Source organism: Saccharothrix variisporea (assembly GCF_003634995.1).
Lineage (GTDB): Bacteria > Actinomycetota > Actinomycetes > Mycobacteriales > Pseudonocardiaceae > Actinosynnema > Actinosynnema variisporeum.
This window is the reverse complement of sequence record NZ_RBXR01000001.1, coordinates 6,947,191-6,974,155: the sequence shown is the minus strand read 5'-3', so window position 1 is coordinate 6,974,155 and position 26,965 is coordinate 6,947,191. Positions and strand designations below refer to the sequence as shown.

The 26,965-nt window shown below is 72.6% G+C and carries 30 protein-coding genes; 15 read left to right on the top strand and 15 right to left on the bottom strand.

Annotated elements, in window-relative coordinates; genetic code table 11:
• Window positions 1–8: 8 nt before the first annotated feature.
• The 6 genes from rbfA to rimP form a co-directional block, all read right to left on the bottom strand.
• Complete coding sequence (gene rbfA / locus DFJ66_RS31845; protein ID WP_121226673.1) at window positions 9–458, bottom strand: 30S ribosome-binding factor RbfA; 450 nt, start codon at window positions 456–458, stop codon at window positions 9–11.
• A 37-nt stretch (window positions 459–495) separates the two neighbouring features.
• Entirely contained in the window at window positions 496–792 is a 297-nt protein-coding gene (locus DFJ66_RS31840; RefSeq protein WP_041315031.1) for a DUF503 domain-containing protein, read from the bottom strand.
• Window positions 793–858: 66 nt separating this feature from the next.
• Window positions 859–3,945 (bottom strand): translation initiation factor IF-2, encoded by a 3,087-nt coding sequence (gene infB / locus DFJ66_RS31835; protein ID WP_121226671.1) that lies wholly within the window; start codon window positions 3,943–3,945, stop codon window positions 859–861.
• Window positions 3,946–4,031: 86 nt separating this feature from the next.
• On the bottom strand, window positions 4,032–4,301 hold the full coding sequence (locus DFJ66_RS31830) for a YlxR family protein (protein WP_397556348.1): 270 nt from the start codon (window positions 4,299–4,301) through the stop codon (window positions 4,032–4,034).
• 97 nt (window positions 4,302–4,398) lie between these two features.
• Complete coding sequence (nusA, locus tag DFJ66_RS31825) at window positions 4,399–5,412, bottom strand: transcription termination factor NusA (protein ID WP_121226669.1); 1,014 nt, start codon at window positions 5,410–5,412, stop codon at window positions 4,399–4,401.
• Window positions 5,409–5,933, bottom strand: coding sequence for a ribosome maturation factor RimP (rimP, locus tag DFJ66_RS31820; RefSeq protein WP_121226667.1), 525 nt, complete (start codon window positions 5,931–5,933; stop codon window positions 5,409–5,411). Before rimP ends, nusA begins: the two co-directional genes overlap by 4 nt.
• Window positions 5,934–6,082: 149 nt before the next feature.
• Between rimP and DFJ66_RS31815 the strand changes: the two genes are divergently transcribed.
• Window positions 6,083–6,529: a twin-arginine translocation signal domain-containing protein gene (locus DFJ66_RS31815; RefSeq protein ID WP_246029980.1), complete on the top strand. Its 447-nt coding sequence runs from the start codon at window positions 6,083–6,085 to the stop codon at window positions 6,527–6,529.
• Window positions 6,526–6,954 (top strand): ferritin-like domain-containing protein, encoded by a 429-nt coding sequence (locus DFJ66_RS31810; RefSeq protein ID WP_246029979.1) that lies wholly within the window; start codon window positions 6,526–6,528, stop codon window positions 6,952–6,954. Before DFJ66_RS31815 ends, DFJ66_RS31810 begins: the two co-directional genes overlap by 4 nt.
• Before the next feature lie 9 nt (window positions 6,955–6,963).
• Here the strand turns inward: DFJ66_RS31810 and DFJ66_RS31805 are convergent, their stop codons facing one another.
• Genes DFJ66_RS31805 through DFJ66_RS31790 form a run of 4 tightly spaced genes read right to left on the bottom strand, consistent with a single transcriptional unit; the run spans window position 6,964 to window position 10,087 of the window.
• Window positions 6,964–7,680: a hypothetical protein gene (locus tag DFJ66_RS31805; protein ID WP_147459411.1), complete on the bottom strand. Its 717-nt coding sequence runs from the start codon at window positions 7,678–7,680 to the stop codon at window positions 6,964–6,966.
• 55 nt (window positions 7,681–7,735) lie between these two features.
• A complete protein-coding gene (locus tag DFJ66_RS31800; protein WP_121226661.1) occupies window positions 7,736–8,746 on the bottom strand; it encodes an aminotransferase class V-fold PLP-dependent enzyme in 1,011 nt (336 codons plus the stop codon).
• A 55-nt stretch (window positions 8,747–8,801) separates the two neighbouring features.
• Window positions 8,802–9,284 (bottom strand): DUF4442 domain-containing protein, encoded by a 483-nt coding sequence (locus DFJ66_RS31795; protein ID WP_121226659.1) that lies wholly within the window; start codon window positions 9,282–9,284, stop codon window positions 8,802–8,804.
• A 26-nt stretch (window positions 9,285–9,310) separates the two neighbouring features.
• Complete coding sequence (locus tag DFJ66_RS31790) at window positions 9,311–10,087, bottom strand: SDR family NAD(P)-dependent oxidoreductase (RefSeq protein ID WP_121226657.1); 777 nt, start codon at window positions 10,085–10,087, stop codon at window positions 9,311–9,313.
• Between the two features lie 26 nt (window positions 10,088–10,113).
• On the opposite strand from DFJ66_RS31790, the gene DFJ66_RS31785 reads away from it, so the two are divergent.
• A complete protein-coding gene (locus DFJ66_RS31785) occupies window positions 10,114–10,521 on the top strand; it encodes a YjbQ family protein (RefSeq protein ID WP_121226655.1) in 408 nt (135 codons plus the stop codon).
• Here the strand turns inward: DFJ66_RS31785 and DFJ66_RS31780 are convergent.
• The gene (locus DFJ66_RS31780; protein ID WP_121226653.1) at window positions 10,417–11,454 is read right to left on the bottom strand and encodes a YhgE/Pip domain-containing protein; all 1,038 of its coding nucleotides are present in this window, start codon (window positions 11,452–11,454) and stop codon (window positions 10,417–10,419) included. The genes DFJ66_RS31785 and DFJ66_RS31780 overlap by 105 nt on opposite strands.
• A gap of 127 nt (window positions 11,455–11,581) precedes the next feature.
• On the opposite strand from DFJ66_RS31780, the gene DFJ66_RS31775 reads away from it, so the two are divergent.
• Genes DFJ66_RS31775 through DFJ66_RS31760 form a run of 4 tightly spaced genes read left to right on the top strand, consistent with a single transcriptional unit; the run spans window position 11,582 to window position 16,283 of the window.
• Entirely contained in the window at window positions 11,582–12,610 is a 1,029-nt protein-coding gene (locus DFJ66_RS31775; RefSeq protein ID WP_121226651.1) for a DUF8017 domain-containing protein, read from the top strand.
• 1 nt (window position 12,611) lies between these two features.
• Complete coding sequence (locus DFJ66_RS31770; RefSeq protein ID WP_121226649.1) at window positions 12,612–13,310, top strand: DUF8017 domain-containing protein; 699 nt, start codon at window positions 12,612–12,614, stop codon at window positions 13,308–13,310.
• Complete coding sequence (locus tag DFJ66_RS31765) at window positions 13,307–13,990, top strand: HAD family hydrolase (protein WP_121226647.1); 684 nt, start codon at window positions 13,307–13,309, stop codon at window positions 13,988–13,990. Before DFJ66_RS31770 ends, DFJ66_RS31765 begins: the two co-directional genes overlap by 4 nt.
• A gap of 46 nt (window positions 13,991–14,036) precedes the next feature.
• Entirely contained in the window at window positions 14,037–16,283 is a 2,247-nt protein-coding gene (locus DFJ66_RS31760; protein WP_121226645.1) for an NACHT domain-containing protein, read from the top strand.
• Here DFJ66_RS31760 and DFJ66_RS31755 read toward each other — a convergent pair.
• Window positions 16,201–17,949, bottom strand: coding sequence for a proline--tRNA ligase (locus tag DFJ66_RS31755; RefSeq protein WP_121226643.1), 1,749 nt, complete (start codon window positions 17,947–17,949; stop codon window positions 16,201–16,203). The genes DFJ66_RS31760 and DFJ66_RS31755 overlap by 83 nt on opposite strands.
• A gap of 118 nt (window positions 17,950–18,067) precedes the next feature.
• On the opposite strand from DFJ66_RS31755, the gene DFJ66_RS31750 reads away from it, so the two are divergent.
• Together DFJ66_RS31750 and yaaA are read left to right on the top strand one after the other, a co-directional pair.
• Window positions 18,068–18,418, top strand: a complete 351-nt coding sequence (locus DFJ66_RS31750; RefSeq protein ID WP_121226641.1) for a VOC family protein — start codon at window positions 18,068–18,070, stop codon at window positions 18,416–18,418.
• Between the two features lie 372 nt (window positions 18,419–18,790).
• A complete protein-coding gene (gene yaaA / locus DFJ66_RS31745; protein ID WP_121226639.1) occupies window positions 18,791–19,519 on the top strand; it encodes a peroxide stress protein YaaA in 729 nt (242 codons plus the stop codon).
• Between the two features lie 165 nt (window positions 19,520–19,684).
• On the opposite strand, the gene DFJ66_RS31740 is transcribed toward yaaA, so the two are convergent.
• Complete coding sequence (locus DFJ66_RS31740; protein WP_121226637.1) at window positions 19,685–19,906, bottom strand: hypothetical protein; 222 nt, start codon at window positions 19,904–19,906, stop codon at window positions 19,685–19,687.
• 87 nt (window positions 19,907–19,993) lie between these two features.
• On the opposite strand from DFJ66_RS31740, the gene DFJ66_RS31735 reads away from it, so the two are divergent.
• The 3 genes from DFJ66_RS31735 (at window position 19,994) to DFJ66_RS31725 (ending at window position 22,678) form a co-directional block, all read left to right on the top strand.
• Window positions 19,994–20,929 (top strand): GlxA family transcriptional regulator, encoded by a 936-nt coding sequence (locus DFJ66_RS31735; protein WP_121226635.1) that lies wholly within the window; start codon window positions 19,994–19,996, stop codon window positions 20,927–20,929.
• Window positions 20,930–21,032: 103 nt separating this feature from the next.
• Window positions 21,033–21,488: a hypothetical protein gene (locus DFJ66_RS31730; RefSeq protein ID WP_121226633.1), complete on the top strand. Its 456-nt coding sequence runs from the start codon at window positions 21,033–21,035 to the stop codon at window positions 21,486–21,488.
• A 206-nt stretch (window positions 21,489–21,694) separates the two neighbouring features.
• The gene (locus tag DFJ66_RS31725) at window positions 21,695–22,678 is read left to right on the top strand and encodes a serine protein kinase RIO (protein WP_121226631.1); all 984 of its coding nucleotides are present in this window, start codon (window positions 21,695–21,697) and stop codon (window positions 22,676–22,678) included.
• Here DFJ66_RS31725 and DFJ66_RS31720 read toward each other — a convergent pair.
• On the bottom strand, window positions 22,675–23,202 hold the full coding sequence (locus DFJ66_RS31720; RefSeq protein ID WP_121226629.1) for a TetR/AcrR family transcriptional regulator: 528 nt from the start codon (window positions 23,200–23,202) through the stop codon (window positions 22,675–22,677). The genes DFJ66_RS31725 and DFJ66_RS31720 overlap by 4 nt on opposite strands.
• Window positions 23,203–23,228: 26 nt before the next feature.
• On the opposite strand from DFJ66_RS31720, the gene DFJ66_RS31715 reads away from it, so the two are divergent.
• Window positions 23,229–23,717, top strand: coding sequence for an HXXEE domain-containing protein (locus tag DFJ66_RS31715; protein WP_121226627.1), 489 nt, complete (start codon window positions 23,229–23,231; stop codon window positions 23,715–23,717).
• Window positions 23,718–23,862: 145 nt separating this feature from the next.
• Entirely contained in the window at window positions 23,863–25,350 is a 1,488-nt protein-coding gene (locus DFJ66_RS31710; RefSeq protein ID WP_397556349.1) for a DEAD/DEAH box helicase, read from the top strand.
• A 65-nt stretch (window positions 25,351–25,415) separates the two neighbouring features.
• On the opposite strand, the gene DFJ66_RS31705 is transcribed toward DFJ66_RS31710, so the two are convergent.
• The gene (locus DFJ66_RS31705; protein ID WP_121226623.1) at window positions 25,416–26,420 is read right to left on the bottom strand and encodes a (4Fe-4S)-binding protein; all 1,005 of its coding nucleotides are present in this window, start codon (window positions 26,418–26,420) and stop codon (window positions 25,416–25,418) included.
• Window positions 26,421–26,508: 88 nt separating this feature from the next.
• Here DFJ66_RS31705 and DFJ66_RS31700 point away from each other — a divergent pair, with 88 nt between their 5' ends.
• Entirely contained in the window at window positions 26,509–26,952 is a 444-nt protein-coding gene (locus DFJ66_RS31700; RefSeq protein WP_121232032.1) for a winged helix-turn-helix transcriptional regulator, read from the top strand.
• Window positions 26,953–26,965 lie beyond the last annotated feature (13 nt).

Sequence of the window (26,965 nt, the reverse complement as noted above, 5' to 3'; positions counted from 1 at the left end):
CTGGAACGCTAGTCGGCTTCCTCGGCTTCGCGAGGGGCCTTGTACGGGTCTGCCTCGCCCGCGGGTTCGGCACCCGAAGCCAGCCTTGCCACTTCGGCGTCGGCCTCGCGGGCTCGGGCCAGCAGCTCGTCCATGTGCCGGGCCGCGTCGGGGACGGTGTCGGTGACGAACGACAGGGTCGGTGTGAAGCGGACGCCGGTCTGCTGGCCGACCATCGTCCGCAGCACGCCCTTGGCCTTCTCCAGCGCCGCGGCGGCGCCGGCGAGGTCCGGTTCCGAGTCGAGCTTCTCGCCCAGCACCGTGTAGTAGACCGTCGCGTCGTGCAGGTCCCCGGTCACCTTCGTGTCGGTGATGGTGACCCGGGCCAGGCGCGGGTCCTTCACCTCGTGTTCGAGCGCGGAGGCCACGATCTGCGAGATCCGCTTGGCCAGCTTGCGCGCGCGTGCCTGGTCGGCCACGGCGCTCCCTCCTTCGTACACCGACGAGAGGCGTCGGCTAGTCGTCCTCCGGCCCGACCAACCGGTGGCGGGCGGAGAGAAGTTCCAGTTCCGGGCGTCCGGCGACGAGCCGCTCGCACGCGGCCAGGACGTCCCTGACGTGTTCGGCGTCGGCGGCGACGGCCGCGACGCCGATCAAGGCTCGGCGGTGCAGGTCCAGGTGGCCCGCCTCGGCGACGGACACCTCGAACCTGCGCCGCAGTTCGGCCACGACGGGCTTCACCACGGACCGCTTCTGCTTCAACGAGTGGACGTCGCCGAGCAGCACGTCCAGCTCAAGGGCACCTACGTACAAGTGTGATCACCGTTGGTGGTGCCGGGGGCTCCCCTGCGAAGAGGAGCCCCCGGCGGCCGTGAGACATCAGACGCGCGGCTTCTCGCGCATCTCGAAGGTCTCGATGACGTCACCGACCTTCAGGTCGGAGTAGTTGCCCAGCGTCAGACCGCACTCGAAGCCCTCGCGGACCTCGGTGGCGTCGTCCTTGAACCGCCGCAGCGAGCTGATCGGCAGGTTCTCCTGGACGACGTTGTTGTCGCGCAGCAGGCGGGCCCGCGCGTTGCGGCGGATCTCGCCCGACAGCACCATGCAACCCGCGATCGTGCCGACCTTGGAGGACTTGAAGACCTCGCGGACCTCCGCGCGGCCCAGCTGGACCTCTTCGTACTCCGGCTTGAGCATGCCCTTGAGGGCCTGCTCGATCTCGTCGATCGCCTGGTAGATCACCGTGTAGTAGCGGACGTCGACGCCCTCGCGGTTGGCCAGCTCGGTGGCCTTGCCCTCGGCCCGGACGTTGAAGCCCAGGACGATCGCGCTACCCGCGACGGCGAGGTTGATGTCGCCTTCGGTGATGCCACCGACACCGCGGTGGATGACCCGCAGCTCGACGTCGTCGCCGACCTCGATCTTCATCAGGGCGTCTTCCAGGGCCTCGACGGTACCCGAGTTGTCACCCTTGATGATCAGCGTGAGCTGGCTGGTCTCCTTCAGCGCGGCGTCCAGGTCCTCCAGGCTGACGCGCTTGCGCTTGGCCGCGTTCTGGGCGTTGCGCGCACGGGCCTGGCGGCGCTCGGCGATCTGCCGGGCCACCCGGTCCTCTTCGACCACGAGGAACGTGTCACCCGCGCCGGGCACCGACGTGAGGCCGATGACCTGGACCGGACGCGACGGGTACGCCTCGGCGACGTCCACGCCGTGCTCGTCCACCATGCGGCGCACGCGACCGTAGGCGGCGCCCGCCACGATCGAGTCGCCCACGCGCAGCGTGCCGCGCTGCACCAGCACCGTGGCCACCGGGCCGCGACCGCGGTCCAGGTGCGCCTCGATGGCGACGCCCTGCGCCTCCATCTCCGGGTTGGCCCGCAGGTCCAGCGAGGCGTCGGCGGTCAGCAGGATCGCTTCCAGCAGACCGTCGATGTTGATGCCCTGCTTGGCGGAGATGTCGACGAACATCGTGTCGCCGCCGTACTCCTCGGCGACCAGCCCGTACTCGGTGAGCTGCTGGCGGATCTTGGCGGGGTTGGCCCCCTCCTTGTCGATCTTGTTCACCGCGACCACGATCGGCGCGTCGGCCGCCTGGGCGTGGTTGATCGCCTCCACCGTCTGCGGCATGACGCCGTCGTCGGCCGCCACCACGATGACCGCGATGTCGGTCGAGTTCGCACCGCGGGCACGCATGGCGGTGAACGCCTCGTGACCCGGGGTGTCGATGAAGGTGATGAGGCGCTCGTTGCCCTCCAGCTCCGTGCGGACCTGGTAGGCGCCGATGTGCTGGGTGATGCCACCCGCCTCGCCCTCGGCCACCTTCGCCTTGCGGATGGTGTCCAACAGGCGCGTCTTGCCGTGGTCGACGTGACCCATGACGGTGACGACCGGCGGGCGGACCTGGAGGTCCTCCTCGCCACCGGCGTCGTCGCCGTAGGTGATGTCGAACGTCTCCAGCAGCTCGCGGTCCTCCTCCTCGGGGGACACGACCTGCACGACGTAGTTCATCTCGGAGCCGAGCAGCTCCAGGATCTCGTCGGACACCGACTGCGTCGCGGTGACCATCTCGCCGAGGTGGAACAGCACCTGCACCAGCGAAGCCGGGTTGGCGTTGATCTTGTCGGCGAAGTCGGTCAGCGAGGCGCCGCGCGGCAGGCGGATGGTCTCGCCGCTGCCCTTGGGCAAGCGGACGCCACCGACCGAAGGCGCCTGCATGTTGTCCATGTACTCCTGGCGCTTCTGCCGCTTGGACTTGCGTCCGCGACGCGCCGGACCACCCGGACGACCGAAGGCACCGGCCGCGCCACCGCGACCGCCGGGGCCACCGCCACCGGGACGACCGCCGCCACCGCGGAAGCCGCCACCGCCGGCCGGAGCACCGCCACCGCCGCCACCGGGACGGAAGCCGCCGCCACCGCCGCCGCCGCCCCCACCGGGGCCACCGCGGAAGCCGCCACCGCCGCCGCCCCCACCGGGACCGCCGCGGAAGCCACCGCCACCGCCGCCGCCACCGGGACGACCGCCGCCGCCACCGGGACCGCGACCGCCACCACCGGGGCCACCGCCCGGACGGCCACCGCCGCCGGGACCGGGCCGGGGACCGGCCGGACGACCGGGCATCATGCCCGGGTTCGGCCGCGGCGGCATGTTGCCCGGGTTCGGGCGCGGACCGCCGGAACCGGCGCCGCCACCGGGACGGGGACCGCCCGGACGCGGGTCACCCGGACGGGGACCGGCCGGACGCGGGTCGCCCGGCTTGGGCGCGCCACCGCGCTCGCCGCGGTCGGGACCGGGCTGCGCGGGACGCGGCGGGGCCGGACGCGGAGCCGGAGCGCCGCCGCCCACGCCGAAGGGGTTGTTGCCCGGACGCGGCGCGCGCGGACCCGCGGGCTTGGGGGCCTGCGGCTTCGGCGGCACGACGGACGGGCCGCCCTGCGCGGCGGCCGGCTGCTGGCGCGGGCCGGGACGCGGCGCGCCACCGGGCTTCGGACCCTGCTGCTGCGGGGTCGGAGCCTGGAACGGGGCCTGGGTCGAGGCGGCCGGGGCCGCCGGGGTCTGCTGCGGGGCCGGAGCCGGGGTCGCGGGTGCGGCCGGGGCCTGCGCGGCGGCCGGAGCCGCCGGGGTCACCGGCTTGGGCGCCACGGGCTTCGGGGCCTGCGGCTTCGGACCGGGCACCGGGCGCGGGCCCGGCTTGCCGATCGGGGCCGCGGGCTTCGCGTCGGTCTTGGACTCGGACGGGGCCGCGGGCGCCTGGGGCTTCGGCGGCGCGGGGCGCGCGCCGGACGGCTTGGGCTTCGCCTCGGACTTCGCGGCGTAGGCGTCACGCAGCCGCCGGGCCACCGGGGCCTCGACGGTGCTGGACGCGGACTTCACGTACTCGCCCTGGTCGGCGAGCTTGCTGAGTAGTTCCTTGCTCGTGACGCCGAGCTCTTTCGCGAGCTCGTGCACGCGGGCCTTGCCTGCCACTGCACTCCTCTGGTGATGAGGCCGGCGGCAGTCCCGTCGACCTCGTCTTAACGTCGCGCGTTCATGTCTTCAGCTTCACGGCTGACTCATGACGGGTCGACCTGCTTCCTTGCTTCCTGGCGGTCCCGGGGCGATCCCTGGACCTGGTGCTCCTGCTGTGCGAGGTGCCCGCGCACGCGTTCCACGTCGAGCGGCCCCGGGACCCTGAAGGCCCGCGGGAACGCCCGCCGCTTCTCGGCGTCGCGGAGGCAGCTCGGATCGGGGTGCAGCCATGCTCCCCGGCCCGGCAACCGCCGACGCGTGTCCGGGACCACGGCCCCGTCCACGACCACGACGCGCAGCAACTCGGAGGGCAACGTCCGGGCGCGGCATCCTATGCACGTACGAACCGGGCCGTTGTGCGTGAAAACCGATCCCCGACGTCGAACCACTGAGAAGTCTATCTCCTGACGCTCAATCAGCCGAACCGGATGTGGTGGCGCCCGTGGGGGCACCCGCCACATCGCTGCGGATGTCGATCTTCCACCCGGTCAGCCGGGCGGCCAACCGGGCGTTCTGGCCCTCCTTGCCGATGGCGAGGGAGAGCTGGAAGTCGGGCACGACGACGCGCGCGGTCTTGGCCCGCTCGTCGACCACCCGTACGGACACAACCTTCGCAGGTGACAGGGCATTCCCGACGAAGGTGGCCGGGTCCTCGGAGAAGTCGATGATGTCGATCTTCTCGCCCGCCAGCTCGCTCATCACGTTGCGCACGCGGGCGCCCATCGGGCCGATGCACGCGCCCTTGGCGTTGACGCCCGGGACCGTGGACCGGACCGCGATCTTGGAACGGTGACCTGCCTCACGTGCCACCGCGGGGATCTCCACGGTGCCGTCGGCGATCTCCGGGACCTCGAGCGCGAACAGCTTGCGCACCAGGTTCGGGTGGGTCCGGGACAGCGTGATCTGCGGGCCGCGCGCGCCGCGCGAGACGCCCACCACGTAGCACTTGATGCGCGAGCCGTGCTCGTAGGCCTCTCCGGGCACCTGCTCGGCGGGCGGCAGCACGCCCTCGGTGTCGCCGATCTGCACCACGACCATGCCGCGCGCGTTGGCGCGGGCGTCGCGCTGCACGACACCGCCGATGATCTCGCCCTCCTTGGCGGAGAACTCGCCGAAGGTGCGCTCGTGCTCGGCGTCGCGCAGGCGCTGGAGGATGACCTGGCGGGCGGTGGTGGCGGCGATGCGGCCGAAGCCCTCGGGCGTGTCGTCCCACTCCTCCAGGACCTGGCCGTCCTGGCCGATCTCCTGGGCGAGCACGCGCACGACCCCGGTCTTGCGGTCGATCTCCACCCGCGAGTGCGAGTGGTGGCCCTCGGTGTGCTTGTAGGCGGTCAGCAGGGCCGTCTCGATGGCTTCCAGGACGGTGTCGAAGGGGATGTCCTTGTCCCGTTCGATCGCCCGCAGTGCGGCGATGTCGACGTTCACTCCGACTCCTCCTTCGGCGCGCGGCCCTCCAGGAGCGCGAGCTCCTCGACGGGCGGCTGCTTGAACTCCACTTCGACGACGGCGCGCTCGATCGTCTTGTACTCGACGCGGCGCAGCTCGCCCTTGACCAGCAGCACGACCCCTGAGTCGTCGGCCTCGCCCACGCGGCCGAACCACTCCACCTGGTCGGGTTGCTTGACCTTGACCAGGCGCAGCCGGGCGCGCTTCCAGTGGCGCGGCCTGGTCAGCGGGCGGTCGGCGCCCGGCGAGGTCACTTCGAGCGTGTACGGGCCCGCGATGAGGTGCTCGTGCGCGTCGAGGGCGGCGGACACGGCGCGGCTGGCCTGCGCCACCTCGTCCAGGCCGACCCCGTCGTCGCCGTCCACGACGACCTTCACCAGCCGGCGACGCCCAGCCTGGTTCACGTCGAGCGTCTCGAGGTCGAAGCCGATGGCCTCGACCGCCTCCCGCACGACGGGTGCTAGCTGCGCGGCGAGATCTCCGCGCGGCGGGCTGGACACGTTGGTGACTCCTTGAGCTCACGTGCAGATGGGCACGGCGACCCCGGCCGACGCTGCACGCCGCCGGCCGTGGTCGCCCAGACTATCTCGTCTCCGGGGCTCCGCACGCCGCAGAGGCGATCAAGGCGGCTCTGGCAGGATCGGGACGCGTGATCGGAAGAACGGCGCTCAGCAGGCGCGGCGTGCTGGTGGCGGCGGCCACCGCGCCCCTGGCGGTTGCGTGCACCACACCCCCGCCTCCCCCGCCGCCCCCGGACGTCCTGGAGGACCTGCTGCGCGCGGCCCGCTCGGACGCTGCCCTGGCCACGGCCGTGGGCGCCCCGGAGACCGCGGCGGCCCGCACCGAGCACGCGACGAGACTGGCCGCCGAGATCGACCGGGCAACCCCGAAGGTCCCCACGACGTCTTCCCCGTCGACGACACCCCCGACCTCGGTCACACCTCCCCCCAACGCCACCCGGGAGCAACTGGTGACGGCCCTGCGAGCGGCCCAGAAGCAGGCTGCCGACCTGGCCCCGACCGTGCCCGCGCACCGGGCGGGCCTGGTGGCGTCGGTGTCGGCCGGATGCGCGAGCTTGGTGGAGGCTTTGTCGTGAGCGTGGATGCGGTTCAGGACGCTTTGGCGGCCGAACACGCGGCGGTGTGGACGTACGGCCTGGTCAGCGCCTTCGCGGCCCAACAGGCGGCAGCCGTGGCCGAGGGCGCCCTGGCCCACCGCGCCCGCCGGGACGCCACCGAGCGCTGGCTGCGCGACAAGGGCGCGACCCCGCGACCCCCGGCCCCCGCCTACCTGCCGCCGGCCCCGGTGGACAGCGCAGCCTCGGCCATCGCGGCGCTGATCGCGGTCGAGACGGACGGGTGCGTGGCCTGGCGCGGGGTGATCGAGCGCACGGACGACGCCGAGCTGCGCAAGACGGCCCTGGACGCCCTCACCACCTCGGCGATCCGCGCCACGCGCTGGCGCAAGATCGCCGGGGTGACTCCCGTCTCGATCACCCTTCCGGGTACCGGTGTCGGCTGAGCCGGGGCTTCACGAGCCGAGGCGGAGGGCGTCGTTGCTGATCCGGTCCAGGAGCTTGCGGTCCCGCTCGGCCGTCTTCGTCGCGCCGTAGAAGTCCGACTCGACGATCACCAGCTCGCGCCCCCGCACCGTCGAGGCGTACTCGCCGTGCGCCACCCAGTCCGGGCCGCCCGGCACCTTCGCCACGCCTTCCCGCGACAGGTCGTAGAGGTTGCCCGTGTTGTCCCCGTCGAGGAACTTCTTGAGGTCCGTCGCCGCCTTGTCGTCCGCCATCTTCACGACCACCACCGACACCAGCACCTGCTTCCCGCCGGCGCTCACGGTGTAGAGCGATCGGGACAGTTGCTGGCACGGCGTGGTCGTGAAGTACTCCTTCGCCTTGCCGTAGGCGTGGGGCGCGCACGAGCTGTCCAGCACGGCCTCAGGTGCCTGGGGCGCGCGGGCGAACGAGAACTCGCCCGTCGGGGCCGTGGAGGTCGTGGTCGGTGTGGTGCCCGAGTCGCCTTTCGGCATCACGACCAGCCACACCAAACCCGACACCACGGCCACGCCGACCAGCCCCAAGCCCTTGAGCCACCAGCCGCTGGGGAGGCGCCTGGGCGGCCTCGGAGCCGGCCGGGAGGGCTGCGCACTCATCAGCGAGTCGAGCTGCCCGATCTCCGACCGCCACAGCGGCGCGGTGTCCGACGGTCGCGCCGGAGGGACGCGTGGTAACCGTTGGGTCACCTCTTCAGGTGATTCGGGAGGAACCGACACAAACTGTCACGGTAACGGACAGCCGCTATGCGAGCGCTTCGAGCACAAGATCCACATCGGCGGCCGTGTTGTACAGGTGGAAGCCCAGCCGCGTCCGGCCGGCCCGGGTCGCCGACTTCACCCCGGCCGCTGCCAGCCGCGACGCCTGCTCCGGCGACAGCTCCAGCGACACGATCGCGCTCCCGCGCGGCGGTAGGCCCAGGCCGGCCAGCAACGAGTCCGCCAGCCCCACGTTGTGCTCGCGCACCGCGCCGAGGTCCAGCGACGCCAGGTACGGCAGGGACACCGCCGCCCCGTACTGCGCGAGCCACACCGGCGAGAGGTCCAACCGGCGGGCGTCGGAGGCCAACCGCAGCGGCAGGCCGTAGACCGAGTCCCACGGGTCCTCGCCCGCCCACCAGTTGGCCGCGACCGGCGCCGCCCGCTCCACGCCCGCCGGCGAGCACGCCAGCCACGCCGACCCGCGCGGGGCCATCAGCCACTTGTAGCCGGCCGCGACGACGTAGTCCGCCCAGTCCAGCGCCAGCGGCAGCCACCCGACGGCCTGCGTGGCGTCCAGCAGCACCGGCACGCCGGCCGCGCGCAGGCCGTCCAGGTCCACGATCCGCCCGTCGGCGGACTGGACGACGCTCACCGCGACGAGGTCGTGCCCGGCCGCCGCGGACGGCACGTCCTCCAGGTCCACCTCGGTCACCTCGCACCCGCGCGCGGCGAAGGGGAACGTCAACGACGTGAAGTCCCCGCGCGCCACCAGGACGCGGGCTCCGACCGGCAGCCCCGCCGCCACGTTGGCCACCAGGTGCGACACCGAAGCGCCGCTCGCCACCTGCGCCGCCGCCGCGCCCAGCAGCTTGCCGAACGCCTCCCGGGCGGTGGCCACGGCCGGTTCCGCGCTGGTGGGGCCGTCGAGACCGGCCGCCCACCGGCGGACGGCGTCGGCCACCTCGGCCGCGGCGGCTGCGGGCGGGACGCCGATGCTCGCGGTGTTGAGGTAGCCGTCCGGGACGTCGAAGGTGGATCCGAATGCGCTTCGCATGACTTACATCACTACCGTCAGACCTTCGGTGAGTCCAGCATTTTGCCGATGATTCTCAGGCCTTGAGCGCTTCCGACGCCCGCTTGTCCGGTCGCGCATCCTTGCGGCGGGCGTAGACCTGCTTGCGCACCCGCGCGACGACGGTGCCGTCCTCGGCCACCACGTCCACCGGGAACCACGCCAGCGCCTTGCCGCCGCCCGCCGCCTGGGCCCGCAACTCGTCCAGGTGCTCGTCGGTCAGCTTGAACTCCGCGTAAACGGTTCCGCGACCCGGCTTCACGAAGTCGATCTCGGCCGCCCGGTCCCACACCATGTGGTCCCGCCCGAGGTGGCGCAGGACCAGCAGCATCCAGAACGGGTCGGTCATCGCGAAAAGCGAGCCGCCGAAGTGGGTGCCCACGTAGTTGCGGTTGTACCAGCGCAGGCGCATGCGCACCTTGGCGTACCGGTAGTCGTCGGACAGCGCGACCACCCGGATGCCGGCGAACAGGAACGGCGGCCACAGGTTCATGCCCCGCCGCAGACGAGATGCCTTCATGCGCGCCATGTTACCCGTGAGTAATGTCAGTGCAGCCGCACCAAGCTGCCGGTCACGCGCTTCGCGGCGGGCGAGCACAGGAACGCGATCACGTCCGCCACCTCCTCCGGCGTGCCCACCGAGTGCTGTGCGCGCACGGCGTCGTTCACCCACCCCGTGTCCGTCACGCCCGGGTTGACCACGTTCGCGGTCACGCCGTGCGGCCACAGCTCGGCGGCGGCGGACATGGTGAAGTTGTCCAGCGCCGCCTTGGCCGCGCCGTAGGAGACCTCGCTGGGGAACCCGTTCGGCCCGCCCGAGGTGAGCGAGACGATCCGGCCCCAGTTGCCGCCGCGGGCGAGGTGCCGCCGGGCGAACTCGGCGATCAGCAGCGCGCCGGCGCGGGCGTCCACGGCGAACTGGGCGTCGAAGGTCTGCGGCGTCACGGCCTTCAGCACGCGGCCGAACTGGTCGACCTCGGTGGCCAGGAAGGTGTCCTGGACCCAGCCGGAGGCGTTGTTGACCAGCACGTCCACCGGCCCGAAGAGGCGCTCGGCGGTGTCGAACAGCAACGCGGGCGCGGTGCTCTCGGTCAGGTCGACCTCGATCGCGTGCGCCTTGCCGCCCGCCTCGGCGATCGCGGCGACGACGGCCTCCGCGCCGGCCTCGCGGGCGGTGAAGTACTCCTCGGGCACGCTCGGGTCGGGCGCGGGCGCGAACCGCAGGTAGGTGATCAGGACCTGGACGCCCTGCGCGGCGAGGGCCCGCGCGGTCGCGGCCCCGATCCCCTGGTTGGCGCCGGTGACGATGGCGGTGTGCTGCACGAGTCGGAATCCTGCACGATTGATCCATGCGCAGCGAGGAAATTGAGATCCGGACCGGCGGCGAGGAGGTCGTGCACGACCTGACCCGCGTGTGCGAGGACTTCCTGCGGGACGAGGACGGCGACGGCCTGCTGCACGTGTGGGTGCCGCACGCCACCGCCGGGCTGGCCGTGCTGGAGACCGGCGCGGGCAGCGACGACGACCTGCTCGCCGCGCTGCGCGACCTGCTGCCCAAGGACGGCCGCTGGCGGCACCGGCACGGCAGCCCCGGTCACGGCCGTGACCACGTGCTGCCCGCACTGGTGCCGCCGTACGCGACGATCCCCGTGCTAGGCGGTGCGCTGGTGCTGGGCACCTGGCAGTCGGTCTGCCTGGTCGACACGAACGTCGACAACCCGGTCCGCCGGGTCCGGCTGAGCTTTCTTCGCGGGTAGGACCAGCAGGAGCAGCCCCGCCACCGCGATCCCCACGAACACCCACACCTGGGCGCTGTCCAGCGTGCCGTTCTGGAGCAAGGCGCGCAGACCCTCGGTGGAGAACCGGAACGGCGTCCACGACCACAGCACCACCCGGTACGCGGGGTTGAGCAGCTCGGGCACCTGCCCGGCGACCGCCGGTGCCATCAGGTACAGCGGGCCCAGGACAGCCATCGCCCGCAACCCCAGCAACCGCAGCAGACCGGTCTGGAGCAGCGCGAACGCGACCGCGACCAGCGCGAGGTAACCCAGCACGCCGGCGTCCAACGGCAGGTTCGAGTCCCACAGGGCGAAGAACCCGGCCACCACCGCCACGGCCAGCACCGCCGCCAGCGAAGCGCCGAGCAGCCGCGCACCCAAGCCGACGACACGCCGACCCGCCAGCACCGTGAACGCGGCACCCGCGACCAGGCCACCGATCCACAGCAGGGCACTGGCGGCCAGCGGCGCGGTCCGACCGGCCGCCGACGCCGGGTCCAGCGTGACCACCTTCGCGGGCAGCCCCGCCCCCTGCGCCACCCCGCCCAGCACCTGCTGCGCGACCTGCGTCCCGGACGGGTTCACCGCGCCCGACAGCACGACCGTCGCCGCCCCGGGCGCGAGTTCCAGCACCCCGTAGACGTCCTGGGAGCGCAGCAGCTCCCGCCCCTCGTCGGGCGTGGTGACCCGCCAGGACACCTCGGCGGAGCCGGTGCCCGCGAGCTTGTCCGCCACCGCCTTGAGCTGCGGCGGGGCGTCCGGACCGACGGCGACGGCCAGGGGCACGTCGGCGGGGTGGACCGTCGCCTGCACGCCGAAGGTCAGCAGCCCGAGCACGAGTGCCACGAGCGCGCCGACGACGGCGGTGGCCACCGCGAGGACCGCCGGCGGCCGGTCGTGGGGTGTGGCCATGACTTCCTCCAGAACTTGTTCATCATGTGTTGAATTCAGAGCGTACGACCGGCCGCCACACAAGTCAACGCGTGCTGAATTAGCCGGACCGGCTCGACCCGCCCGACCCTCGGGGTACGGTTTGCCGGTGACTTACCCAGGTGACGGGCAGAGCAACTGGGGAGGCCAGTCCGGCCAGGGCGACTGGGGGCAGCCCAACCAGGGCTACCCGCAGCAGGGGTACGGCGGCTCCTACGACCCGCAACAGCAGCAGTACGGCCAGCAACCGGGCTACGGCACGCCTTACGGCGACCCGTACGGCCAACCGCAGGGCTACCCGCAGCAGCAACAGCCGTACGGGGGCTATGGCGGCCTCGGCGTGTTCTCCGGCGGTGAAGAGCCGCCGAAGAAGAGCAAGACCGGGATGTGGATCGCGGTCGCGGCGGCCGTGCTCGTCCTCGTCGGCGGCGGCCTCACCGCCTTCTTCCTCCTGAAGGACGACGACAAGCAGAACACCGTCGCGCAGACCGCGACGTCCGAGCCCAAGCCGACCACGACCACCACCAAGCCCAGCAGCACCGGCTCGACCAAGCCGAGCACCCCCGCCTCCTCCTCGTGCAAGGCGAGCAAGCCGGACTGGAACTGCCTCGCCATCGAGGACGTGCACATCAGCTACGACGTCCCCAAGGCGTGGACGCCCAGCCCGGGTTCGGCGAGCTTCGAGACGATCAAGGACTTCTCGCTCACCGGCCTGACCCTGTTCGGCAAGTACGACTGCAAGGGCGGCGGCTACAACCGGGGCGCGACCGGTGGCGGGGTCCTCCCGCCCGGTGACATGGCGGCCGTGGCCAAGGACCTCGCCGAGAAGATCGGCGCCGAGTACTACAGCTCGGGCAAGACCCGCGACATCAAGCTCAGCGAGCCCAAAGCGCTGAAGATCCCGAACAACAACGGCGGCCAGATCGACGCCGTGCAGGTCGACGCCACCATCACCACCAGCGGCAGCGAGTGCCTTGCCACCAAGGGCATGGTGAAGATCCTGGTCCTCAAGAGCTCCAAGGGTCTGCACGTGTTCATGGCCAACGGCGACCTGGAGGGCGGCCCGGCCGACCCGAAGCCGCCGACCGAGGCCGACCTGCAGGCGATGGTCGACTCCGTGAAGCCGCTGGGCAACTGACGTGACCTACTCCGGACTCGGCTACTACCAGCCCCCGCCGCCGCCCAAGCCGGACCGCCGTCCACTGTGGATCGCGCTGTCCGTGCTGGGTGTGCTCGTGGTGGCCGGCGGTGTCCTCACGGCGGTCCTGCTCAACCGGGACTCGCCCTCGGCGACCGGCCCCGCGACCACCTCCGCGCAGCCCGCGAAGCAGACCAAGTGGCAGACGGTCGAGGACACCCAGTCCGGCGTGTCCTACGAGCTGCCGGAGTCGTGGGAGCTGTCGGGCGGCGGCGTGGCGGCCGGGGTGCGGCTGGTCAAGTCGGCGGTGTCGCGGCCCTTCGAGTGCCAGGGGCGCAACATGATCCAGGCCCAGATCGGGTCCGGGTCGGTGGTGTCCGACTCCACCACGGACGTGGCCACGGAGGTCGCCAAGGCCATCGCCAAGGGCGGGTACACCGTGGACCGCAAGGAACCCCGGCTCGGTGAGCCGAAGGTGGAGTCGGAGAGCGACGAGAAGGCCGTGGTGAGCATCAAGGCCGAGCCGGACGCCGTGAACCCGTGCTTCTCCCCCAAGGCGACCGTGACGGCGGTGGCGATGCGGTCGGGGACCAAGGTGTCCGTGGTGGTCCTCAACGTCGCCGAGGGCGGCCCGCACGTGGCGGAAGGGCCGAGCGCGGACGAGGTCGCGCACATCCTGGAGAGCGTGCAGAAGCTGTGAACACGTTGGTGCTGTGGGACATCGACCTGACCCTGATCGACGCGCGGGGCCTGGGCCACACCTGGTACCGGACCGCTCTCGAGGCCGTCACGGGCCTGGAACTGGTGCACGTGCCGTCCTTCCCCGGCCGCACCGAGCGGGCGATCACGCTGGAACTGCTCGCGCTGCACGACGTCGAGCCCACCGACGAGATGGTGGACCGCCTGCACGAGGAACTGGTCGCGGTCGCCACCCGGGAGGCCCACCTCCTGCCCACCCACGGCCACGCCCTGCCCGGGGCGGCGGAGGTGCTGGCGGCCCTGGCGGCAGAGGAGGACGTCGTGCAGTCGCTGGTCACCGGCAACCTGGTGGAGGTCGCGCGGTTCAAGCTGGCCGCGTTCGGGCTGGACACCCACCTCGACTTCGAGATCGGCGGCTACGGCACGGTGTCCGAGCACCGGCCCGAACTGGTCCTGGAAGCCGTGCGGCTCGCGAACGCCAAGCACGGCAAGGAGTTCTCGGCGGTCGTCATCGGCGACACGCCGCACGACGTGGACGCGGCCCTGCACCACGGCGCACTGGCGATCGGCGTGGCGACCGGCCGCAGCAGCGTGCGGGAGCTGGAGGACGCCGGCGCCCACGTGGTGCTGAAAGACCTCTCGGACACTTCGGCGGTTCTCTCAGCCATCCTCCGCCGCTGATCAAGTTCACCCTCTGGTGTGAACCGGGCGCGGGCACCATGGGGGTGTGTGGCGGTGGCATCGGATCGGTCCCAAGCTGCTCGTCGCGGGGGGCGTGCTGCAAGGCGTGCTCCCCCGGGTCGACGGGCAGCTGGACGTGCTGGGCAAGGCCGGGGTGACCGGCTGGCTGCCGGTGCTCGCGCTGGTCGCCCTCGGCCTGGCGTGGGAGGTCCACCAGCGCCGTTCGTCCACAGTGGACGTCGGGGACGACGGTCGGGTGCGGCGGGCGCTGCTGGAGTCCGTGCGGGCGCAGTGGGTCACCGGCGTGCTGGACCGGTCGCTGGAGGCGGTCGCACGCGTCGAGGTGGGGCTGACCCGGCGTCCCGAGGCGGTGGACCACCCGTGGGGCACGCTGGTCGCACCCGACCGGCGGCCGGTGTCGTCCCTCGCGGAGGTGCACGACCGGGGCGGCCTGCTGCTGCTCGGCGAGCCCGGCGCGGGCAAGACGACCGCGCTGCTGGAACTGGCCCGGGACCTGCTCGACCGGGCCGTGGCCGACCCGGAGGAGCCGGTGCCCGCCGTGTTCCACCTGTCGTCGTGGGCCGCCCGCCACGCCTCGCTGGCCGAGTGGCTGGTGGACGAGCTGGTGAAGCGGTACGGCGTGCCGCGCGGGGTGGCCCGGGAGTGGGTGCGCACGGACGCGGTGCTGCCGCTGCTGGACGGGTTGGACGAGGTGGACCCGGCGTGGCGCGAGGACTGCGTGGCGGCGATCAACGCCTGGCGCACCGAGCACGGCCTGTCCGGCGTCGTGGTGTGCGCCCGGACCGGCGACCACGCGCGGTTGCGCACGCGGCTGTCGTTGGGCGCGGCCGTGGTGCTGGAACCGTTGGGGCGCAAGGAGGTCGCCGCCTACCTGCGGGAGGCGGGCCGTCCCTTGGCAGGCTTGCGCACGGCGCTGCGCCAGGACCCGCGCCTGCTCGACCTGCTGACCACACCGCTGATGCTGAGCGTGTGCGTGCTGGCCTACGCGGGCGCCCCGGCCGACCGGGTGCGCGCCGACCCGCTGGGCGACTACGTGGCCGCGATGCTCGCCCGTCCTCGGTCAGGCCTGGCCGCACGGCGGTTCACGCCGGCGCAGACCCGGCGCTACCTGTCCTGGCTGGCCCGCGCGATGGACCGGCACCACGAGAGCGTCTTCTACCCGGACTGGGTGCGGCTGTCGTGGCTGCCCACTAGGGCGCTGCGGGTGCGGGCGCTGGTGGGGACGGCGCTGGTCGTCGCGGTCGGGACGGTCGTGGTGCTCTCGCTGGTGTCCTACTCGGTCACGCTGGTGCTGATCCGGCCGACGGTGATGGCGACGTGGGAGTACCCGGCGGTGTGGTCGGTGCCCGGGACGATCACCGGGCTGGTGGCGTGCCGGCGGCGCATCGCACCCGTGAACCGCCTGCGGTGGCGGACCGTCGTGCCCGCACTGCGCCGGTTGGCGGTCGGCGGAGCGGTGGGGGTGACCGCGACCATGGTGCTGCACGGCTTGACCACGCTCAACCGCGAACCGTCGAACAGGTTCCTGGAAGGCGTCCCGGACTTCCTGGGGCTCGCCGTGGCCGGCTGGGTGGCCGCCGCCGCGACGGCGCTGTTCCGTCGCCGGACGTCCTGGTCGGTCGTGCGCGCCACCGGCACGGCCGGGGCGGCGGGCGCGGCCGTCACGGCGGTGCTGTGCACGTACCTGGTCGGGTGGCCGCTGACACTCGTCGCGCTGGTGACCTCGGCGGGTCTGGTGGGGTGGGCGCTGGCGCACACCCGGCCGCGGCCCGACCTGACACCCTCGGCCCCCGGCGCGGCGATCACCACGACCCGCGACCAGGCGCTGGTCGCCGGCGCGGCGGTGGCGCTGGCCGGCGCCCTGGCGTGGAGTGCGGTGGTGGTGACGGGCTACCTGTCGGGGCCGCACTTCCAGCCGATGACGTCGGTGCTGGTCTTCGGGGTGTGGGCGGGTGTGCTCACCGCGGTCGTGCTCGGGGTCGGCGACTGGCTGCGGCACCGGGCCGTGCTGCGGCTGCTCGCCCGGCGCGGCTACCTGCCCCGTGACCTGCTCGGCTTCCTCGACCACGCCGACAGCCACATCCTGCTCCGGTGCACCGGCCCCGGGTACGCGTTCGTGCACCGCATGGTCCTGGACCACTTCGCGGGGAAGGGTCCCGGCGGTCCCGAAACCCTCCCCGCGCCCAGGCTCAGCCCCGGACCAGCGCCCGGAGGTGCTCCACGACCTCGTCCACGGCGACCTCGACCCGCTCACCCGAGCGGCGGTCCTTGACCTCGACCACGCCGTTCGCGAGGCCCCGGCCCACGACCACGATCGTCGGCACGCCGATGAGCTCGGCGTCGGCGAACTTCACGCCGGGGCTGGCCTTGCGGTCGTCCAACAGCACCTTCAGGCCCGCCGCCGACAGCTCGCCGGCCAGCTTCTCGCCGCCCGCCGCCAGCGCCTCGTCCTTGCCCGCGACGACCACGTGCAGGTCGAACGGCGAGACGTTGCGGGGCCAGATCAGGCCGCGCTCGTCGTGGCTCTGCTCGGCGATGGCCGCGACCAGGCGCGACACGCCGATGCCGTAGGAGCCCATGGTGATCCGGATGGGCTTGCTGTCCGGGCCGAGGGCGTCCAGCGCGAACGCGTCCGCGTACTTGCGGCCGAGCTGGAAGATGTGGCCGATCTCGATGCCGCGCGCCGCGACCAGCACGCCCTTGCCGTCCGGCGACGGGTCGCCCTCGCGGACCTCGGCCACGTCGATCACGCCGTCGGGCGTGAAGTCGCGGCCCTGCACCAGGTCCACCACGTGGTGGTCGGCCTTGTCCGCGCCGGTCACCCACGCCGTGCCGCGCACCACGCGGGGGTCGACCAGGTACCGGACGCCGTTGGCCTGGAGCGCGCCCGGCCCGATGTAGCCCTTCACCAGGAACGAGTTCTTGGCGAAGTCGGACTCCTCCAGCATGGACACCTCGGCGGGCGAGACGGCCGCCTCCAGGCGCTTGAAGTCCACCTCGCGGTCGCCGGGCACGCCGATCGCCAGCAGGGTCGACTCCTTCGCGCCCGGCTGGGTGAGCTTGACCAGGACGTTCTTCAGCGTGTCCGCCGCGGTGAACGTCCGGCCCAGGTCGGCGGCGTTGAGGAAGTCCACCAGCGACTCGATGGTGGGCGTGTTGGGCGTGTGGTGGACCTGCGCGGCGGGCTTGTCCTCGATCGACTGCTCCGGCGGCGCGGGCGTCGTCACGGCCTCCACGTTGGCCGCGTAGTCCGACTCGGTGCTGCGGACGAAGGTGTCCTCACCGGTCGGCGCGACCGCCAGGAACTCCTCCGACGCCGAGCCGCCCATCGCGCCGGACGTGGCGGAGACGATCACGTACTCCATGCCCAGGCGGTCGAAGATGCGGATGTAGGCGTCGCGGTGCTGCTTGTAGGAGTGCGACAGGCCCTCGTCGGTGAGGTCGAAGGAGTAGGAGTCCTTCATCACGAACTCGCGCCCGCGCAGGATGCCCGCGCGGGGCCGAGCCTCGTCGCGGTACTTGGTCTGGATCTGGTACAGCGTGACCGGGTAGTCCTTGTACGAGGAGTACTCGCCCTTCACGGTGAGCGCGAACAGCTCCTCGTGGGTGGGCCCGAGCAGGTAGTCGGCGCCCTTGCGGTCCTTGAGCCGGAAGATGTTGGGGCCGTACTCGGTCCACCGGTTGGTGGCCTCGTAGGGCTCCTTGGGCAGCAGCGCGGGGAACTGGATCTCCTGCGCGCCGAACGCGTCCATCTCCTCGCGCACGACCTGCTCGATGTTGCGCAGCACCCGCAGCCCGAGCGGCAGCCACGAGTAGCCGCCCGGTGCGACGCGGCGGACGTATCCGGCGCGGACCAGCAGCTTGTGGCTGGGGACTTCGGCGTCGGCCGGGTCCTCGCGCAGCGTGCGCAGGAACAGCGACGACATCCTCGTGATCACGGTGGGTGCTCCTCGTGGCGCGGGTTGTCCGAGAAAGGGTAGTGAACCGGCCCGGACCAGTTCCAACGGGTTGTCGCCAGGCACGGGATTGTCGGTGGTCGTCGTTACCGTGCGGGGTATGAGCCTGAGCATCAGCCTGATCACCATCGACACCGCCGACCCGCAGAAGCTGGCCGACTTCTGGACCAAGGCCCTGGGCACCGAGGTCGCCCACGACTGGGGCGAGTACCTCGTGCTGGCGCCGACGTCCGAGGGCGGGCCGCAGCTGGGCCTGCAACGCGTGCCGGACCCGACACCGGGCAAGAACCGGGTCCACTTCGACACGCACGTGGCCGACCGGGTGGCGGAGGTGGCGCGGCTGGTGGGACTGGGTGCGACGGAGGTCGCGGAGCACACGGTGCCGGGCTTGACGTGGACGGTGCTGGCCGACCCGGAGGGCAACCAGTTCTGCGTGGGCCAACTGGGGTGAGGCCGGCGAGGTCGGCGAGGTCGCGGTCCGGCGGTGCGAGGCCGCCGGGCCGGGGCGCGGGCGTGGTGGGGGCGGGGCGCGGCGGCTCGACGGCTCGACGGCGGTAGTCGGGCGCGGCGGCGGCAGGTCGGGCGCGGCGGCGAAGCGCGGGCGGGGGTAGGTGGGGGCGCGACGGCACGACCGGCGCGGCGGCACGGCCGGCGCGGCGGCGGGCGCGGGGCGGGGCGCGGGCAGCGGCAGGTGGTCGCGCGGCGGCGGGTGCGGCGGCAGGCGGGTGCGGCGGCAGGCGGGTGCGGCGGCGGAGCGTGGGCGCGGCGGGGCAGGTGGTCGCCGGCGGAGCGTGGGGGCGCGAGCGGACTAGGCTGCCCGTCCGTGCTGGTACTGCTGCCCCCGTCGGAGACCAAGGCGTCCGGTGGCGACGGCCCGCCGCTGTCGCTGGACACGCTGTCGCTGCCCGAGCTGAACCCCGTCCGGGCGAAGCTGGTGGACGCCCTGGTGGACCTCGCGGGTGACGTGCCGGCGAGTCTGGCGGTGCTCGGGTTGTCCGAGCGGCAGGCGGGCGAGGTGGCGCGCAACGCGGAGTTGCGGACGTCCCCGACGATGCCGGCCCTGTCCCGGTACACCGGGGTGCTCTACGACGCCCTCGACGTCCCGTCGTTGACCCGGGTCGAGCGCGGGCGGGCGGCGGAGCGGCTGGGGGTGGCGTCTGCGCTGTTCGGCGTGGTGTTGGGGGGCGATCCGATCCCGGCCTACCGGTTGTCGGGCGGTTCGGTCGTGCCCGCCGTCGGTCCGCTGGGTGGCTTGTGGCGGCCCGTGCTGACGCCGGCGCTGGCTGAGCGGGAGGTCATCGACCTGCGGTCGGCCCCGTACTCGTCGTTGGCGAAGATCCCGCACGCCATCACGGTGAAGGTGGTGACCGAGGACGGGTCGGGGCGGCGGCAGGCGGTGAGCCACTTCAACAAGGCGCACAAGGGGTTGCTGGCGCGGGCGATCGTGCGGTCTCGGGCAACACCCCAGGCGCGGAACCTCGTGAAGATCGCGGCGGCGGCCGGCCTGCGCCTGGAACCGGTGGGCGAGCGCGCCTTCGAGCTGGTGGTCTAGCCCCGCCGGCCGAGCAGCGGTGTCACCCGCCGGCCGAGCAGCGGTGTCGCCCTCGCCGGTTGAGCAGTGGTGCCTCTCGCGCCCGCCGGGCCCGCGTTCGCGCGGCCTGGGGCCGGCCTCCGGCCCCCGCTTCCATTGTCCCAGCGACCACCGACAAAAAGGCGGTCACACCGAGCGAGGCGTGAAGCGGGCGTGCCGGGGGGCCGGCCGAGCGGGCTGGTGGTCGGCTGCCGCGTGCAGCTCTGTTTCCACGCGGATCAGGTCGCGGTCTTCGACGTCGTAGCTGCCGGCGAGGTGGGAGCCGTAGTTGCGCCCGCGGTGGTGGTTGCGCTCCAGGCCGTAGACGACCAGGGCCAGGACGGTCAGGACGATCAGCAGTGCGGTCATGGCACTAACTATGCGACCGCCAAGAACCTGCCACCATTGGCAGGTATGCCGTTGTACGTCAAAATCCCGCCAGCTACGCTCTCCACCATGCTGAGATCCGTCGCCGTCCCCGTCATCGACGGGGTCACGCCGTTCGAGTTCGGCGTCATCTGCGAGGTCTTCGGGATCGACCGCACCGACGAGGGCGTGCCGCCGATCGACTTCAAGGTGTGCGGCGAGCACCCCGGGAAACCGGTTCGGACCAGCGTCGGGGCCTCGCTCATCGCCGACCACGGGTTCGACGCCCTCGAGTCCGCCGACCTGGTCGCGGTGGCCGCCTGCCAGGTCCGCGACGGCTACCCGGCGGCCCTGCTCGACGCCGTCGCGAACGCCAAGACCGTCCTCTCCGTGTGCAGCGGCGCGTTCGTGCTCGGTGCGGCGGGGCGGCTCGACGGGCGGCCGTGCACCACGCACTGGCGGTACGTGGACGAGTTGGCCGAGCGGTTCCCCGAAGCGCAGGTGGACCCGGACGTGCTGTTCGTCGACGACGGCGACGTCATCACCAGCGCGGGCACGGCCGCCGGCATCGACGCCTGCCTGCACGTGGCCCGGCGTGAACTCGGGGCCACCGCCGCCAACGCCATCGCGCGCCGGATGGTCGTGGCCCCGCAGCGGGAAGGCGGTCAGCGGCAGTTCATCGTCCAGCCCTCCGCGCCCGAGGCGGACAGCCTCCAGCCCACCCTCGCCTGGATGATGGAGAACCTCGACACCGAGCACACCGTGGGCAGCCTCGCCCGGCACGCCCGCATGTCCGAGCGGACGTTCGCGCGCCGGTTCTCCGCCGAGACCGGCACCACCCCGCACCGCTGGCTCACCACCCAACGCGTCCTGCGCGCCCGCCAGCTGCTGGAGGAGACGAACCTCGGCGTGGAAGCCATCGCGCACCAATGCGGTTTCGGCACCGCGGCCCTGCTGCGCCACCACTTCAACTCGGTCGTGGGCGTCGCGCCCAAGGACTACCGACGGTCGTTCGCACACCGGTGAGCGGCCAAAAGCGTGACTCAACGCAGCGAGCTGTCACCTGGGGTGACACGGCTGATTCAATAGGCGCGTGAGTCCCGACACACCTGGCGAAGACGACGACACGGTGACACCCAGGGGCCTGCGTGGCGTCGTCGAAGACCTGCGGACCGACGCCATGGACGCCCCGGAGACGCTCAAACGCGTGTGGTGCGGCCTGGTCCAAGCGCGCCTGCTCGGCCTGCGCCTGGCCACCGCCGACCCCCGCTACCGCAAGCTGCAGGTCAACGCCGAGTCCGTGGAGCACCAGCTCGCGCGCGACCTCGGCACCTCCGCCGCCCTCGCCGGCGAGCCGCTGGCCCTGCCGACCGGCGCCCCGACCCCGTTGCCGCTCGACCAGCTCCAAGAGGCGGTCGACGCCCTGGTCGAGTTCAGCCGGACCGCCCGCCGCACCATGCTCGCCGCCGCGCCGAGCGCGACCCAGTGGGACGACGAACGCGTGCTGCGCCACGACTCCAAGGTCATCGGCGAGCTCGGGGCCGCCTGGCTGGGCCAACGCACCAGCTACCGCGTCGATCGTTAATTCGCTTGCGCCGTGCGTCGGGGGCACGGCACCCTTCACCGCGAACGCGCAGACGCCGGGTGACCCGGTGGACCCGAGGAGGTGCCAGATGGCTATCGCTGTCCGGGACGTGGCACCGACCCGTCCACTCGCCCCGCAGGCCTAGCGCGCCGACCACACCGCGCCGGCTGGGGCGACCACCTCCTCATCTTCGGGAGACCACCCCAGTGCGCAAGCACAAGTTCGACCTGTACGCAGACGACGATTCGAACGACTTCGAAGACTCCTTCGACCACGCCGACGACCTGAACTGGCGGGCCAAGCGCCGCCGGACCGAGGACGACGTGGAGCCGACCCGCCGCGGCCGGCTCACCGAGGAGGCCCGCGACCACCTGGCGCAGCAGCGCGAGGACGCGGAGGCCGCCGACGTCCCCGAGGACGGCGACCGCTGGACCACCTGGGACGGCGCCGACCACGGCCCGAAGCCGTGGCCGGAGTGGCTGGTCACCGAGCTGTCCGCGGTGGACCGCGAGCTGGGCATCCTCAAGACCGGCAAGGAAGCGGACGTCTTCCTGCTGGAACGGGCCGTGCCCGGCACCGACCGGTCGTGCCTGCTGGCCGCCAAGCGGTACCGCAGCAACGACCACCGCATGTTCCACCGGGACGCGGGCTACCTCGAAGGTCGCCGCATGAAGAAGTCCCGCGAGACCCGGGCCATCGCCAACCGCACCGCGTTCGGGCGCAACCTGATCGCCGAGCAGTGGGCGGTCGCGGAGTTCGCGGCGCTCAGCGCGCTGTGGCAGCAGGGCGCGCCCGTGCCGTACCCGGTGCAGCGGGCCGGCACGGAACTGCTGCTGGAGTTCGTCGGCACGGACGGCACCGCCGCGCCCCGGCTCGCCCAGCTGCGGCCGGAGCCCGACGAGCTGCTGGACCTGTGGCGGCAGCTCGTGGACGCCCTGGGCATGCTCGCGTCGGCGGGCTACGCGCACGGCGACCTGTCGGCCTACAACCTGATGGTGCACGACGGGCGGCTGGTCGTGATCGACCTGCCGCAGGTGGTGGACCTGGCGGCGAACCCGCGCGGACCCGAGTTCCTGGAGCGGGACGTGCGCAACGTCGTGGGCTGGTTCAGCCAGCGCGGGTTGCCGGTCGAGTTGGCCGACCCGCTCGAACTGACCACGGCCCTGCTGGACCTGGCCGGTCTGGTCTAAGCCGCCACCACCGGCCAGACCAGGGCGAACACCTCCTCCGCCGGGCGGCGGCGGTCGGTGGCCAGCCAGTGGTAGACCAGCGGGCCGAACAGCAGGTCGCGCACCAGCTCCGGGTCGACGTCGGCCCGGAGCTGCCCGCGCGCCACGCCCCGCCGCACCACCTCGGCCACCATCGCGTGCCGTCCGGCGAGGAACCCGTCCACCAGCCCCGGCACCCGCCGGGCCTCGGCGTGCACCGCCAGCGCCACCCACGACAGGCCGTCCACCAGGGCGTTCGCCAGCGCCAGCAGGTCCTCGCGCGCGTCACCGGTGTCCGGGTCGGACATCGGCACGCCCGCCAGCGCGGCGTGCGCGACGAGGTGCAGCTTGGTGGGCCACCGCCGGTACAGCGCGGGTCTGCTCACGCCGGCGCGGGACGCCACGGCGTCGAGGGTCAGCGCGTCGTACCCGACCTCGGCGAGCAGGTCGAGGGTGGCGGCGGTGAGGGCGCGGTCGATCTCGGTGCTGCGCGGTCTACCCGACATACGTTACATCTTGTAACGTAAGTGGCATGGTCAGCAAGAAGGTCACCTGGGGGTTGCTCGCCGCATGGGTCGTCCACGACCTCGAAGAGCTGGCGACCATGTCCCGCTGGACCCGCAAAAATCGGGTCTTGCCAACGACTCCGGCGCAATCGGCGATCGCGATCGGCCTGATGGGTGGTGTTTTCACCGCGGCCGCCGCGGCGGGAGCCCGCACGGGCGGGCGGTCGAAGTTCTTCCAGACCGTCCTCACCGGATTCGGCCTGCATTCGGTGACCCACCTCGCGACGAGCGCGATCTTCCGCGGATACACGCCCGGCGTGCTCACCGCGCCCACCGTCGTCGCGCCTTTCACGTTGTGGGCACTTCGTCGGCTCCGTGCCGGGGGAATCCGCCCAAACACGTCCCCACGTGCACTGATGTGGTTCCCGATCGCCGTCGGAACGGTGCACGGAATCGCCCGGTTCGCGACTCGTGTGCGCAGGAACACCGCCGAGTTGCCATCCGCACGCCGTTGATCGGCTAGACTGAGTGGTGCACCGACCGGTGGCGCGGATCAGCGGCCCCTCCAAGCGCGGTGCTCCCCAACCACGATCGGCGCTCGACCGCGCCGGGCCCGTCCTTGCGATTTGCGGCACCACAGGCAGATCCCCGAGACGTGCCATGTCCCGGAGGTTTGTTTTGCCACCACTGTCCCACGGCCGTTCCGAGCGCCCGCAGACCCGCAAACCGCGTACGCGGCGCCCGTCAGGCCAGGGCAACCGCCGTCCCCAGCCCGTGCTGGAGACGACCGTTCCGGACCACGTCGAGAGCACCGTGCCCGAAGGTCCGCTGCCCTCGTTCGCCGAACTCGGCCTCGCCGACGAGCTGCTCAAGGCGCTCGCCCAGGCCGGCATCACCGAGCCGTTCCCGATCCAGGCGGCCACCCTGCCCGACTCGCTGGCCGGGCGCGACATCCTCGGCCGGGGCCAGACCGGCTCCGGCAAGACGCTGGCGTTCGGCCTGGCGCTGCTGTCCCGCCTCGCGGGCGGCCGGGCCAAGCCGTTGAAGCCGCGCGCGCTGGTGCTCGTGCCCACGCGTGAGCTGGCCATGCAGGTCGAGGAGGCGCTGTCGCCGTTCGCACGGGCCCTGGGCCTGTGGTGCCGGACGGTCGTCGGCGGCACCTCGTTCCCGCGGCAGATCGACGCGCTGCGGCGCGGGGTCGACCTGCTGATCGCGACGCCGGGCCGGCTGTCCGACCACGTCCGCCAGGGCACGGCCGACCTGTCCGAGGTGCGGTTCACCGCCCTGGACGAGGCCGACCAGATGGCCGACATGGGCTTCATGCCCCAGGTCCGGGCGATCCTGGACCTGACCCCGCAGGACGGGCAGCGCCTGCTGTTCTCGGCGACGCTGGACGGCGACGTCGACAAGCTGGTCCGCCAGTACCTGCACGACCCGGTGGTCCACTCGGTCGCGCCGCCGACCGGCAGCGTGACCACGATGGAGCACCACCTGCTGTTCGTCTCCGCCGAGGACAAGCAGAACGTGGTGACCGAGGTCGCGGCCCGCGAGGGCCGGACGATCATGTTCGTGCGCACCAAGCACCACGTGGACCGGCTGGCCAAGAAGCTGCGGTCGGTCGGCGTCCAGGCGGGTGCCCTGCACGGCGGCAAGGCGCAGAGCGCCCGGACCCGCGTGCTGGGTCAGTTCCGCGAGGGCACCACGCCGGTCCTGATCGCGACCGACGTGGCGGCGCGGGGCATCCACGTGGACGACGTCTCGCTGGTCGTGCACGTCGACCCGCCGGCCGACCCGAAGGACTACCTGCACCGCGCCGGCCGCACGGCACGGGCGGGCCAGTCGGGCACCGTGGTCACCCTGGTCACCCACGACCAGAAGCGCGCCGTCCAGGGCCTCACCGCCCGCGCCGGCATCCGCCCGGCGACCTCCAAGGTCCGCCCGGGTGACGAGGAGCTGGTGCGCATCACCGGCGCCCGCGTGCCCAGCGGCATCCCGGTGACCGAGCCCGAGGTCCCCGTCCGCGCCCGGCGCGGCGGTGCACCCCGGCGTGGCGGCAACGGCGGCGGCTCCGGCTTCCGCGGCGGCCGTCCCGACCGCGACCGCGGCGAGCGGGGCTTCCGCCCGCGGCGCAGCGCCCAGCACTCGTAGTTCCAGAACACCGAAGTGGCCGTCCGCAGTGGATGCGGGCGGCCACTTCGCTTTCCCCACCCCGGTCAGAGCCCGTTGGAGACCTGCCGGACCTCCTTGTGCGGGAACCGCTTGCGCACGTGGTCCTCCGCCGCCGACCCCGGCACCACGTAGACCGGCTCCTCCTTGTCCTGCAACGGCTTCACCACGTCGGCCAGGAACCCCTTGCGGTCGGCCAGGAACGGCCCGATCACGTCCGACCCCGCCGGACAGGCCGCCATGCAGTACGCCGCCTTGTAGTTCGGCTTGAACGCCAGGCTCTGCCACATCGACGCCGACTCGCCCTTGGTCACGCGCTTGCGGTAGTCCTCCCGGTCGGTGCTCTCGACCACCGTCTCGACCCAGTCGGTGAAGCCGCTCATGAACTCGCGGTAGTTGTGGGTGTAGCAGGCGACGAAGTCAAAGCTCCCCTCCTTGCCGATCGCGCCGACCGGGCACGCCGCCACGCACAGCTTGCACTCCAGGCACGGGTTGAAGTCCGTCGGACCGGTCGGCTCGTCCACCTCGAAGTCGGCGACGACCGTGCCCAGCAGGATGAAGTTGCCGAACCGGGGGTGGATCACGTTCCGGTGGATGCCGATCCGCCCCAGGCCCGCCGCCTGCGCCACCAGCTTGTGCGACACCACCCAGCCCCGCCCCGGGAAGTCGTCCATCTCCTGCGGGAACGCCGACGCCGGGTGCACGACCCGGTGACCCGCGTCCTGGAGGGCCAGGGCCAGGCGGTGGCCGACCTCCTCGGCACCGTCCAGGGCCTGGTGGAACTCGGTGTTCGCCACGCTGCGCAGCGGGCTGCGGACGTTGTCGCGGTTCATCCGGACGCAGAAGGCCACGTAGGTGCGGGCGCGGGGCAGCGCGGTGCGGGCGTGCTCCAGGTCCACCTCCAGGCCGGGGGTGTCGACGGGGACGAAACCGACGTCGTCCGCGCCCGCCCGGAAGGCCACCTCGCGCAGCCACGCCGCCGACACGCGGGTCTGCGGAGCGGCCGGCGGGTGGGCGCGGACCTCACGCACGGTCGGGTGGTCGTCACGCATGCTGTTGCCTCCCAGGCAGGCTGAGTTTCGTTCGGCAACTTAGCGCGGCTGGGTCCCGATCGGCAACCCAGGGAGTACCGTGGAGGGCGTGCAGGGAGTGGTCATCGACAACGACCGGTGCTCGATCGCGCGGGCACTGGGGGTGCTGGGCGAGCGCTGGTCGCTCCAGATCGTGCGGGACGTGTTCAACGGGGTGCGCCGGTTCGACGCGCTCCAGCAGCACCTGGCCATCGCGCGCAACGTGCTGACCAACCGCCTGCACGGCCTGGTCGAGGCCGGCCTGCTGGAACGCAAGCCCTACCAGGACTTCGGCAGCCGCGTCCGCTACGAGTACGACCTGACCCCGGCCGGCCGCGACCTGTGGCCGGTGCTGCTGTCCCTGATGGCCTGGGGCGACCGCCACCTGGCCGACGGCGGGCCCCCGGTCGAGCCCGAGCACGCCGAGTGCGGCGGCCGGGTGTCGTTGGTGCCGGTCTGCGAACACGGCCACACCGTGCCGCCGAAGGAGCTGAGGCTGCGGCTCGCCCGCTGAGCGCGGTGGCTCA